Annotated in this window: 6 protein-coding genes; 5 read left to right on the top strand and 1 reads right to left on the bottom strand. The window is 65.7% G+C overall.

The genetic code is table 11. The features are described from left to right. Window positions 1–110: 110 nt before the first annotated feature. The gene (locus V7D81_RS21375) at window positions 111–629 is read right to left on the bottom strand and encodes a GNAT family N-acetyltransferase (protein WP_324320121.1); all 519 of its coding nucleotides are present in this window, start codon (window positions 627–629) and stop codon (window positions 111–113) included. A gap of 70 nt (window positions 630–699) precedes the next feature. On the opposite strand from V7D81_RS21375, the gene V7D81_RS21370 reads away from it, so the two are divergent. The 5 genes from V7D81_RS21370 to V7D81_RS21350 form a co-directional block, all read left to right on the top strand. Continuing rightward, on the top strand, window positions 700–1590 hold the full coding sequence (locus V7D81_RS21370; RefSeq protein ID WP_324320120.1) for a DMT family transporter: 891 nt from the start codon (window positions 700–702) through the stop codon (window positions 1588–1590). A 63-nt stretch (window positions 1591–1653) separates the two neighbouring features. After that, entirely contained in the window at window positions 1654–2379 is a 726-nt protein-coding gene (locus V7D81_RS21365; RefSeq protein ID WP_324320119.1) for a DUF899 domain-containing protein, read from the top strand. Window positions 2380–2629: 250 nt separating this feature from the next. Further along, window positions 2630–6385 carry a bifunctional serine/threonine-protein kinase/formylglycine-generating enzyme family protein gene (locus V7D81_RS21360; protein WP_324320117.1) on the top strand — a complete coding sequence of 1252 codons (3756 nt, stop codon included), beginning with the start codon at window positions 2630–2632 and terminating at the stop codon, window positions 6383–6385. Between the two features lie 401 nt (window positions 6386–6786). After that, window positions 6787–8502, top strand: a complete 1716-nt coding sequence (locus tag V7D81_RS21355) for a ShlB/FhaC/HecB family hemolysin secretion/activation protein (protein WP_324320115.1) — start codon at window positions 6787–6789, stop codon at window positions 8500–8502. Between the two features lie 19 nt (window positions 8503–8521). Beyond that, a partial coding sequence (locus tag V7D81_RS21350; protein WP_324320113.1) for a beta strand repeat-containing protein occupies window positions 8522–12781 on the top strand: 4260 nt, incomplete at its 3' end.

The following is a 12781-nucleotide window of genomic DNA, read 5'->3' as shown; positions in this document are numbered from 1 at the left end:
GGCCGGCTTCAGCCGGCCTCTGAGGAGTCAGGCTGAAGCCTGACCTACAGGAAGAGTAAGACGCCCCCACCCTAACCCTCCCCCGCTGCGCGGAGGAGGGGATCAGAAAATCACTCCAGTCTTTTCCAGAACACCACCGTGTCGCAGTACGCGCCGTCCGGCAGCAACGCATAGTCCGGAATCACGCCGCAGCGCTGCCAGCCCTGCCGCGCGTACAACCGCTCGGCATCGGCGCTCGCAGTATCCAGCACCAGCAACGTCCGTCCCTTCTGCCGTGCATGACGTTCCGCGGCCTGCAGCAACGCCGCGCCCAGCCCCGACTTCCGCGCCCTGCGATGCACCAGCATCTTGGCGACATCGCCACGATGCGGCTGGTTCTCCTGCGGTGCCCAGATCACCTGCACCGTACCGACGATGGCACCGCGCTCATCGTACGCAACGAACACCGCACGTTCGACGCGCGCCGCGCTCGCCGCGGTGCTTCGCCAGAACGCATCCGCCTTCTCGCGCGTCATCGGCCACATGAAATTGACGGAGGCGCCGCCTTCGACGCAGTCGATGAGCACGTCGCCGAGTTCGCGGATTTCCTTCTCGCCCAGCACGTCGAGACGGCGGATCGTTGCGGTCATGTCCTCTCCTCGTTGCGCACGACGATATCCAGCGCGCTGCCTTTTCTGTCAATACGCCATACTTCCACCCATGCAATCCCGACGCGCCTTCGCCCTCTTCAGCCTCGTCCTGCTCATGGTCATGTGGGGCAGCACCTTCGTCGTGACCAAGGCCGCGGCGCAGGGCTTCTCGCCCATGATGCTGGCGATGCTGCGCTTCCTGATCGCGTCGCTGATCCTGGTGCCGCTGGCGTTCGCGCGCGGCGGGCTGAAACTGCTGCCGCAGCCGCGACCGTGGGGCACGCTGCTGCTGATGGCGTTCGCCGGCATCGCGGCGTTCTCCACCTGCTTCACGTATGCGCTGGTGTATGGCTCGGCCTCGCAGGGCGCGCTGATCTATGCCGGATTGCCCGCGGCCATCGCCATCGCGGCCATCTTCTTCCTCGGCGAAAAGCCTTCGCGCCGGCGGCTGGCGGGAATCGTGCTGTCGATCGTCGGCGTTGCGCTGCTGATCGCGGCGGGCGAACCGGATACAGGTTCTCCGGCGCCCTTGCTCGGTGCGCTATGGATGATCGGCGCAGTGCTGGCCTGGACGGCATACACCGTCTTCGCCAAGCGTCTCGCACATGCCGACAACCTCGTCGTGATCGCCGTCATCTCGGTGCTGGGCACCGCGATGCTGCTGCCGTTCGCGGTGGGAGAATTTCTTCGAGTCGAGACGCCCGCGCCGTCCGCATCCGCCTGGGCCGGCGTGCTGTTCATGGGAGTCGTCGCCTCCGCCCTCGCCTACATCGTCTACGGCTACGTGCTGCGCGAACTCGATGCCAGCGTCGTCGGCAGCTATACGAACCTCGATCCCATCGTCGGCGTCGTCATCGCCGTGTGGCTGTACGGCGAAGTCCTGCACCCGGGCCAGATCGTCGGTGGATTGATTGCGTTCGCAGGCATGGGGCTGGCGTCGCTGGAGGAGAACTCGACATAGAAATGTCGGCTGCGGCGCAAGGCTCGCGTCCTATGGGTTGTCGTCACCCACAGGAGAACCGCAATGAGTGAACAGGTCCCCGCCCCCGCCGTCGTTTCGCAGCAGGAATGGCTGAAGCAGCGCCGGGCGCTGCTCGAACAGGAAAAGGCGCTGACTCACGAAATGGACCGCGTCAACGCCGCGCGCCGGCGACTGCCGATGGTCCGCATCGACAAGCACTACACGTTCGAAGGACCGCGCGGCAAAGTCAGCCTGCTCGATCTGTTCGAAGGCCGCCGCCAGCTGGTCGTCTATCACTTCATGTTCGATCCCGAATGGGAGAAGGGCTGTCCCGGCTGCACCGGCCTCGTCAGTGCGATGGGCGATCTGTCGATGCTGAACCAGCGCGACACGACCTTCGCCGCCATCTCGCGCGCGCCGTTCGCGAAGCTGGCGCAATACAAGTCGCAGAAGGATTGGGACATCGCCTGGTATTCGTCCTTCGGCAGCGACTTCAATTACGACTTCCACGTCACGCTCGATCCGGACGTCGCGCCGGTCGAGTACAACTTCCGCAGCCAGGCCGAGATCGAACGTCTCGGGATGCCGCCGCTGACGAAGGGCGAAGCGCATGGATGGAGCGTCTTCTTCCGCGTCGGCGATGACGTGTTCCACACCTACTCGACCTACGCGCGCGGCGCCGAATCGCTCACCGATTCGTATTCACTGCTCGACCGCACGCCGTACGGCCGGCAGGAGGATTTCGAGGATTCGCCGGCGGGGTGGCCGCAGAAGCCGACGTACGGATAGCGGCTTCTGACTCTTCTTCCTGTGGGGCCGGCTTTAGCCGGCCTTCGGAATGTCAGGCTGAAGCCTGACCTACAGGAAGAGTAAGACGCCCCCACCCTAACCCTCCCCCGCTGCGCGGAGGAGGGGATCAGATGGCAGCAGCGCTCGCGGGCCGAGACCTGGTCGATGGTCCGATATCGAGCGCAGGCTTATGATTCGGCTCCAATAACGGCGGGACACCGCCCACAAGAGCCTCAGCCGCCTGCCGCCCATGAGTCAGTTCCGCCCTGCACTGGAATCGTATGTCGAAGGGCAGACCGACCTGCCGGCGCTGCAATCGGGACTGAAGGCCGATCTCACGCGCGAACCGTCGCTCGCGCCGGTACTCGGCGCATTGATCGAAACCAGCTATCGCTCCGGCAGGATCAACGGCCCGGTCTATCTCGACCTGATGGAAATCGTGCGCGCGACCACGCCGCCCGCGACGCCCGCTCCTGCAGCCGCCGATGAAGCCGAAACCCGCTACCGCCCCGCCGACCAGATCGTCGCGCCCGCGGCCGATGAAGAAGCGACGCGCTTTCGCACCGCCGCCCAGGTCATCAGCGATGACGCCGCGACGAAGCTCGCGCCGCAAGCCCCGCGCGATGACGAAGCAACGAAGCTCGCGCCTCACGATGCGCAGCCACGCAGCCAGCCATCCACCGGCGCCAACAGTTCGTCGGGCGGCTGGAACGATCTGCAGGCCGCCAGCTCGCAGTTCCGTCCGCTGCGTCCCGGCGACACCATCAAGGAACGCTTCGTTCTCGAAGACGTGATCGGCAAGGGCGGCATGGGCGTGGTCTTCCGCGTGCGCGACCTGCGCAAGGAAGAAGCGCAGGACCGCCATCCCTACGCCGCGCTCAAGGTGCTGGGCGAGGACTTCAAACGTCATCCCGAATCGCTCAAAGCCCTGCAGCGCGAGGCGCGCAAGGCACAGAACCTCGCGCATCCCAACATCGTCACGGTGTACGACTTCGATCGCGACGGCTCGAACGTCTACATCGTCATGGAACTGCTCGAAGGCCAGCCGCTCGACCGCTACATCAAGGATCTCGACGGCAAGGGACTGACGGTCGCAAAGGCGCTGCCGATCGTGCGCGGCCTGTGCGGCGCGCTCGGCTATGCGCACGAACACCAGGTCGTGCACTCGGATTTCAAGCCGGCGAATGCGTTCATCACGAAATCGGGCGCGATCAAGGTGTTCGACTTCGGTATCGCACGCGCCGCCAAGCGCCCCGACGCCGAGGACGACACCAGCGGCAAGACGCTGTTCGACGCCGGCACGCTCGGCGCACTCACGCCTGCGTACGCGAGCTGCGAAATGCTCGAAGGCGGCGAGCCCGATCCGCGCGACGACATCTATGCGCTCGGCTGCGTCGTCTACGAACTGCTCACCTGCCAGCATCCGTTCGAACGCAAGACGGCCGTGCAGGCGCGCGATGCGAAGCTCAAGCCGAAACCGATCCGCGGACTGACCAGCCGCCAGTGGCGTGCGCTGCGGCGCTCGCTCGCCTTCGATCGCGACGCGCGCTCACCGAGCATCGCGAAATTCCTGGAAGAGATTTCGCCGGAGAAACGCTCGCCGGCACTGTGGGGCGGTATCGCTGCGGCGATTGTCGTGATCGGCGCGACCGCGGCACTGCTCGTACCCGACTACCTGCAGCGTCGCCGCAGCGAGGCGATCGGCGCGCTGGTGCGCGTTGGCACGCCCGAATCCATCGAACAGGCCCTGCCGCAGATCGAAGCCCTGCCGCCGGATGCCCGCGCACGCCTGCTGCTGGACGAGAACCTGCGTTCGGCGCTCATCGGCCACTTCAGTTCGCAGATCAACGCACTCACCGATGCGGACCAGCAGAAGTACGACTATCCGCAGGCCGAAGGACTCATGGCGCAACTGCGCACGCTGTTCCCGGATTCGCAGGCCGTCTCGGAAATCGGCGACCGGCTCACCTCGCGCAAGAACGACGAGATCAAGCGCCAGAGCGACCGGCTCGACGAATTCCTGAAGAAGGGCTGGCTGGTGGACGCCCAGAATCCCGAGAGTGCAGCCGGCGTGCTGCGCGTCATCGCGCAGATCGATCCGAAGCATCCGCTGCTCATCGATCCGCGCCTGCCTTCCGCCTATGCCGAGCAGGCGCAACTCGCGCTGCGCAAACCGGATGTCGCCCTCGCGCAGGCGCTGACGCAGGCCGGCCTGATCGTCGCGCCGCAGGACCGCACGCTGAAGGATCTCGACGACAGCGTCACGCGCGAGCTGGAAACGCAGCGTCGCGATGCGCGCATGGCCGAAGTGCGCGGCCAACTCGCAGGCGAACTGGCGACTGCTGCTTCGCTGAGTGCATTCGATCCGCTGCACGACGACCTGCTGCTGTTGCAGGCCACGACGCCGAACGACGCTGCGCTGGGTGGCGCACGCCGACAGATCCAGTCGCTGCTCGACAGCGACATGCAGGCACTGAGCGCGCGGCAGTCGTACGACGACGCGCAGGCGCTGCTCGCGCGCTACGCCGATATCGTCCAGCCGCAATTCGTCGAAAGGAAACGCGCCGAGCTGCAGGCCGCGCGGAGCAACGCCGGTGTCGCGGACGATGCGCAGGCGACGAACGCCCTGCGCGCGTCGCTGAACGAGCTGCTGCAGAAAGCCGCCGGCGATGACGCCTGGGACATCCAGGTGCATTCGCAACTGGCTCGCCTCGCAGCCTATCTGCCGCCGACCGACGCGAACCTCGCGGCCTTGCAGCAGCAGGCTGCGCAGATTCATGTCAGCGCCGCTGCCACGCTGCGCTCGCAGGGCCGGTTGAGCGAGGCCGAACTTTCACTGCAGCGTGCCGCCGCCTTCGCGCCGTCGCTGCCAGCCATCACGCAGGAGCAGCAGTTGCTCGCGCGCGTCCGCGCCGAGCAGGATGCGCGCGACCGCGAACAGAAGCGCCTCGCCGAACTCGCGGCGCTGAAACAAAAACTGCAGGACCAGGCCACCGCGAACGAAGTGAACGAAGCGATGGCGACGCTGCGCGACCTGCGCTCGAAGCTGCCGGCCGACGACGCATTCCTCGCGAGTGCGCCGAAAGCCATCGCCGCTGCGTACGTCCGTCTCGCCGCCACCGCGGCTCGCGGCTCGCGATTCGACACGGCGGTCTCGCTGATCGATCGTTCGCTCGAACTCGATCGCTCGAACGCACAGGTCGCGACGCTGCGCGAGCAGTACGCGCAGCAGCTTGCCGCTGCGTCGCGCACGGCGCCCGCCCCGACACCGGCGAAGGAGGAACCGCCGAAGCAGGTCGCGGCGCAACCGACCACGGCGACACCGACCCAGACGACGGCCGCAATCGCAACGCCGCCCGCAGCGACGCAATCCGCACCGGGCGGCGGCTGCAGCGCCTCGCTCGCCGGTTACGGCACGCGCAGTCGCGGCGTCTGCTTCGATGCTGTTGGCAGCGGTCGCGGTCCAGACCTGGTCGTCGTCCCGGCAGGCGCAGGCGTCGCGAAGCCGTTCGCGATCAGCCGCTTCGAAATTTCCGCGGGAGAGTTCGCGACGTTCTGCAAGGAATCGGGCAAGTGCAACGCCGGCGGCGGACAGGCCGACCTGCCCGCCACCTCGATTCCCGTCACCGACGCGCAGCAGTACGTCGCCTGGCTGAGCAATGCCACCGGCAACACCTATCGACTGCCGACCGATGCCGAGTGGACCTACGTCGCCGGCGCACCGGGCGGCAGCACCGAACGCGACTTCAACTGCGTCGTCGAACTCAACGGCCAGAAGATCCGCGGCTTCGGCCTCGGCAACGTACGCTCCGGCCGTCCCAACGGCTGGGGTCTCTACAACCTTGCCGGCAATGCGCAGGAATGGGTGAAGACCGGCGACGGCTGGGCCGCGCGCGGCGGCGCGTTCAGCGATCCGATCTCGCAGTGCGGCCCGGCACTCGTTCGTCCGTCGTCGGGGGCAGCCGATGCGGCCACCGGCTTCCGCGTGGTTCGCGACCTGCGCTGAAGAGCAGCGGACCCGGATTTCACACGGAGGTCGGAAGAGTGGGGTCTTTTCTCTGTGGGGCCGGCTTCAGCCGGCCTTTGCAGAAGTCAGGCTGAAGCCTGACCCACAGGAAGAATCCCGGTGGAAGACGTTTCTACTTTTCCAACCTCCTTGATCTCCGTGACCTCCGTGTGAAACTCCGATTCCCGGTTCCGTGAGTTCCGTCGCCGCCTGTCGTCCCGTGCAGTGCAAAGCTGCAGCCCGCGTGATTGAAATCCCCTAAGGCGGGGACTAGCCTCGCGGCACAACAATCACGTCTCACGTATCGACGGGTGGCTCCGGGCCGGAGCCTAAGGGAGAAAACTTCTGTGAGTGCCGTCTCGGGCCGCACGGCTGGGAAAGCCCTGTGCTGCATTCTCTTGTTGAGCCCCTGTTACGCGCCCGTCACCTGGGGCCAGCAGGCCATTCCGCCTGCAGCCACGCCCGGCGGCGCGCAGCCCCGGCCGCCGCAGGATTTTCCGGATGCATCGCAGCTCGCGCCGTTCGACGTGCCGCGCGTTCCCGACCGTCCGCTCGGTATCGATGAAGGTCCGCGCGTACGCGTCACGCGCTTCGAACTCATGGGCGCAGCGACGCAACCCGATGTGCCCAAGGCGGCAGTCGATGGCGTGCTCGCCGACGCAATCGCCAATCAGCCCGCAGAAGGATTCACCGTCAATCAGCTGCAGGAAGTCGCGAATCGCGTGGCGGAGCAGTATCGATCGCATGGACTGCTGCTCGCACAGGCCGTGATCCCGGCGCAGGAAGTGCAGCGCGGTGTCGTGAACGTGCTGGTGCTCGAAGGCTCGCTCAACGAGCTGCACTTCGAAGGCCAGCAGATGTATTCGGAGCGCACGCTGTCGCGGCCGTTCAAGAATCTGCTGTCGCGGCCCGTGCACAAGGACGACATGGAAAGCGCCCTGCTGCATCTCACCGACTATCCCGGCCTCTCGGCCTTCGCCATGTTCCAGGCCGGCGATCGCGTCGGCACCACCGACCTGCTGATCAAGACGCAGCGCGAGGAGCGCTTCGCGCTCGATACCACGATCGACAACCAGGGCTCGCAGTACAGCGGCGAATACCGCGCCAACCTCAGTCTCACCATCAACGATCCCTTCGGCCAGGCCGACAGGCTCAACGTCTACGGCCTGTACGCCTTCGATCCGGACGACAGCGATTCGAAGGGTCTCTACGGCGGCATGGACTATCGCCTGCCGCTGTTCGGACCGCGTCATCAGCTCGGCGCCAGCTATTCGCACAACCTGTTCGAGGTCGGCAAGCTGTTGCGCCAGCTCGGCATCAAGGGCACGACGGATATCGCGTCCCTGTCCTACACGCAGTCGCTCACCAAGACGCGACTCAGCAATGCCTCGGCGCAGTTCACGTTCGCACATAAGGACGCTGAATTCGAACAACAGGGCGCCGTGACCGCCAACGACGTGCTCTCGGTCGCGAGCCTCGGCTTCCAGTGGAGCAACATCGGCCTGCGCACGCGCGGCATCACGCAGCTCTCTCTTATATATAGCCACGGCTTCAGCGACCTGCTCGGTTCGCTCGCCGACTACGACGAACAGCAGGGCATCAAGGCCAGCCGCCTCGACGCCAGCGGCGCGTTCGACAAGGTGACGGGCAGCGTGCAGCGCTACCAGCGCATCAGCCAGAACCACTCGGTGCTGCTGCGCGCCTCCGGCCAGTACTCCGACGACATCCTCGTCTCGCTCGAACAGTTCTCGATCGGCGGACCCGACACCGTGCGCGCCTATCCCACCGCCGAGTTCCTCGCCGACACCGCGGGCTTCGCATCGATCGAGTGGATCGTCAATGCCCCCGGCTTCGCCGCGCGCCCCGCCTTCGGCGGCAAGACCTGGGGCCAGCTCCTGCAGTTCTCGCTGTTCGCCGACTACGCCACCGGCAAACTGAATCTCGCACTGCCCGGCGAAGACGACAGCATCGACCTCTACGGCTGGGGCGGCGCCGTGCAGTTCAACCTGACCAACCGCTACTTCGCGCGCATCGACGTCGCCACGCCCTTGAGCGAGCAGGAACCGACGAACGAACGCGACCCGCAATACTTCTTCCGCTTCGGCTTCACGCTGTAAGCGCGCCGACGAGACAGACATGAACACGAACAACTTTCCGCGCTCGCGCTATCTCGCGGCGGCCGTGTCGGCGGTGTTGTCGCTGGCCGCGGCATCGACCCACGCCGGGCCGCAGAACGGCACAGTGACGCAAGGTGCTGCAACGATCAGCACGCCGGCAGGCAACATCACGCAGATCGATCAGACGACCAGCAGCGTCAGCATCGACTGGCAGTCGTTCGACGTCGCCGCCAACGAGCAGGTGAACTTCAACCAGCCGACCGCGAGTTCGGTGGCGCTGAACCGCATCCTGACGCAGGACCCGAGCCAGATCCTCGGCAGCCTCAACGCCAACGGCCGCGTCTTCCTGCTGAACCCGAACGGCATCATCTTCGGCGCATCGGCGCGCGTGAATGTCGGTTCGCTGGTCGCCAGCTCGCTGGATCTCACCGACGCCGACGCGGCGGCCGGTCGTTACTCCTTCGGCACGTCGGCCGCACAGAGCGGCGCCATCATCAACCACGGCGCGCTGACCGCAGCGAACGGCGGCTCCATCACGCTGCTCGGCGGATCGGTGCTGAACACCGGTCTGATCGTCGCCGACTACGGCACCGTCAATCTCGGCGCCGGACGCGCCGCGACGCTGTCATTCGACGGCGATGGACTGATGCGCTTCCAGATCGACGCCGGACTGCTGACGGATTCGAGCGGCGCGCAGGCCGCCGTCGACAACACCGGCCAGATCACCGCCGACGGCGGACAGGTGTTGCTGACGGCGCAGCAGGCCGGCGATGTCGTCGCACGTGCCGTGAATAACGACGGCGTGATTCGCGCTGCGCGGGTCGAGAATGTCGGTGGTGTGATTCGGCTGGTCGGCGATGGCGGGACGGTGGTGAACAGCGGCACGCTGGAGGCGACGGCGAGCAATGGCGCCGGCGGCGAAATCGCTGTACTCGGCGAGAACGTATCGTTGACGGGCACGGCACTCGTCGACGTCAGCGGCACGCACGGCGGCGGCACGGCGTACATCGGTGGCGGCTTCGCAGGTGCAGATCCTGCATTGCTCAACGCACAGAGCACGACGGTCGATGCAGGCGCGGTGATTCGCGCCGATTCGATGCAGAGCGGCGATGCAGGCCGCGTGGCCGTCTGGTCCGAAGGAAGAACGACATTCAATGGCGACATCTTGGCGCGCGCCGGTGGCGCAAGCGGCAATGGCGGTTTCGCCGAGGTATCAGGCCGGCAGAATCTGCGGATCGGCGGTCACGCGACGCTGACGAGCGAAAACGGCATGGCGGGTTCGCTGCTGCTCGATCCGGGCACGATCAACATCGTGGATGGCAGCGATGCTGCGTCCGCGTCGGACAATGAAATCGGCGACGAATGGATCATCGCGCAGTTGGCTACGCCGGGCACGCTGACGATTTCCACTGCCGTCTATGGCGATGGCTCGCCGGCGACCCTGACGGTCGACAGCGGAGCCGAGATCACGTGGGGCACAGCCAGTACGCTCGAACTGATCGCCGGCTCATCGGTCTCGTTCGAGGCCGGCAGCATCGTACGCAGCACCGACGGCGGATCACTCACGATCAACTCTGGTGCTGGTGTCGATTTCTCCGGCACGCTCGAGCTCGACGGCAATCTCTCCGTCACCGCCGGCGCCGCCATCACTCAGTCGGCTGCCATCGAAGTCGGCGGCACGACGACGATCAGCGCAACCAATCAAGCGGTCACCCTGGATGATCCGGACAACCAACTGGCTGGCAGCATCGGCATCGACGCAGGCACAACTGTCCTGGCGAACAGCCTCGCCACGCAGTTGAGCGCCAGCAGTATCACCGGTGATTTCACACTCACATCCTCCGGCGCGATCACGCAGACCGGCGCGTTGACGACTGCAGCGAACGCCACGTTCACCGCCGGCAACGGCGAATCGATCACGCTGGGCGAGGCCAACGCCTTCGGCGGCACGGTCACGTTCGGCAGTACCGGCACACTCGCCGATGTCACAGTGCGCGATACCACGGCCTTCGATCTGCAGGCGCTCAATCTCAGCGGCGATCTGAACATCACTGCGGACGGGATCAGCCAGTCGGGGGCGGTCTCGACAGGCTCGCTGACACTCACTTCCGACGGCGCCGTCACACTCAACGCCAATGCGGAAACAGCCGGCGCGTTGACGATAACCGCCGGCACCAACATCAACCAGACGGCGGGCACGATCACCACCAACGGCGCCACGACCCTGAGCGCCGGCCAGGCGATTGCACTGACGAGCGCGGGCAACAATTTCGCCGGCAGTGTCAGCATCACCGACGCCGCCAGCGCACAGCTTACGGACAGCAATGCCATCGATCTCGGCGCCAGCACTGTCGACGGTGCATTGACCGTCAACACCTTGACGGGGGGCTTCACGCAGTCCGGCGCGATCAGCGCCGGCTCGCTGAGCCTGAGCGCTCAGGACGTCACTTTCTCCGACAACGTGACGACCGGCGCACTGACAGTGACTGCGAACGGCGGCATCGACCAGACCGCGGGCACGATCACCGCCACCGGCAATGCAGACTTCACCGCCGCCGGCGGAAGTTCCATCAGCGTCGCTCAGGCAACAAACCGCTTCGATGGCACTATCGACTTCAATGTTGCCGGCGGCACGCTGCAGAACGTTTTCGTCGCGGACACGACCGCCCTTCAACTGCAGGCCCTGAACACTGCCGGCAATCTCACTGTCAACGCAGAGAGCATCGCCATATCCGGCGCAGTGGACGTCGGCGGTAACGCTTCCCTGACGGCCACGGCGAACGGCATCTCGCAGACGGATGTGCTCACGGTGGATGGCACGACGACGCTGAGCGCGGCCGGCCAGACGATCACGTTGACGAACACGAGCAACGACTTCGTTGGCAGTGTCGGCATCACCGCGGCCAATGCACAGCTTGCGGACATCAATGCCATCAATCTGGGTACCAGCAATCTGACGGGCACACTCGAAATCAGTGCGGGAGGCAGCCTCACCCAGTCGGGTGCATTGAACGTGGGCGGGGACGTCACGCTCGATACCGGCACCGGCGCCATCACACTCGACAACGTCTCCAACAGTTTCGGCAGCACCATCCGTGTGACTGCGGCAGGCGACACGACTCTGAGGAATGCTGCGCCTACTGTTCTGGGCACGAGCATGATCACTGGCGGGCTAAACGTCACCTCGGTGGGCGCCATCACTCAGACCAACGCGCTCACCGTCGCTGGCCTCACGACCATTGCCGCAAGCGGCCAGAGCGTGACCCTGAACGGCAGCAATGCGTTCAATGGCGGCATCGGCGTCACGGCGGGCAGCGCGTCGATCACGAATTCCGTCGCCACCGACCTGCGCGCAAGCACGACGACCGGCCTGCTCTCCGTCGACAGCACCGGCGCACTGACGCAATCGGGCAATATCACGGCAGGTTCATTGACACTTGCCTCCGACAGCGCCGTCACGCTCAGCGCCGATACGACAACGACAACCGGCGCGTTGACGATAACCGCCGGCACCAACATCAACCAGACGGCGGGCGCGATCATGGCAGCCGGCAGCACGACGCTGAGCACGCCCGGTCAAACGATCACGCTGACGAGTGCAGGCAACGATTTCACCGGCAGTGTCAGCGTCACCGACGCCGCCAGCGCACAGCTTACGGACAGCAATGCCATCGATCTCGGCGCCAGCACTGTCGACGGTGCATTGACCGTCAACACCTTGACGGGGGGCTTCACGCAGTCCGGCGCGATCAGCGCCGGCTCGCTGAGCCTGAGCGCTCAGGACGTCACTTTCTCCGACAACGTGACGACCGGCGCACTGACAGTGACTGCGAACGGCGGCATCGACCAGACCGCGGGCACGATCACCGCCACCGGCAATGCAGACTTCACCGCCGCCGGCGGAAGTTCCATCAGCGTCGCTCAGGCAACAAACCGCTTCGATGGCACTATCGACTTCAATGTTGCCGGCGGCACGCTGCAGAACGTTTTCGTCGCGGACACGACCGCCCTTCAACTGCAGGCCCTGAACACTGCCGGCAATCTCACTGTCAACGCAGAGAGCATCGCCGTGTCCGGCGCAGTGAACGTCGGCGGTAACGCTTCCCTGACGGCCACGGCGAGCGGCATATCGCAGACGGACGTGCTCACGGTGGGCGGCACCACGACCCTGAATGCGGCCGGCCAGACGATCCAACTGACGAACACGAGCAACACGTTCGGCAACAGCATCGGGATCACCGCCGCGACCGCTTCGCTGAACAACTCCGTCGCGACGACG

Origin of the sequence: Povalibacter sp., from assembly GCF_036735925.1 — a bacterium.
Classification (GTDB): domain Bacteria; phylum Pseudomonadota; class Gammaproteobacteria; order Steroidobacterales; family Steroidobacteraceae; genus Steroidobacter.
The sequence above is the reverse complement of the archived record's forward strand: the minus strand, read 5'-3'. Positions and strand labels throughout refer to the sequence as shown.

Bases quoted from the DNA above. Each gene is read 5' to 3' on its own strand.
- V7D81_RS21375 (WP_324320121.1), bottom strand. From the start codon at position 629: ATGACCGCAACGATCCGCCGTCTCGACGTGCTGGGCGAGAAGGAAATC.
- V7D81_RS21370 (WP_324320120.1), top strand. From the start codon at position 700: ATGCAATCCCGACGCGCCTTCGCCCTCTTCAGCCTCGTCCTGCTCATG.
- V7D81_RS21365 (WP_324320119.1), top strand. From the start codon at position 1,654: ATGAGTGAACAGGTCCCCGCCCCCGCCGTCGTTTCGCAGCAGGAATGG.
- V7D81_RS21360 (WP_324320117.1), top strand. From the start codon at position 2,630: ATGAGTCAGTTCCGCCCTGCACTGGAATCGTATGTCGAAGGGCAGACC.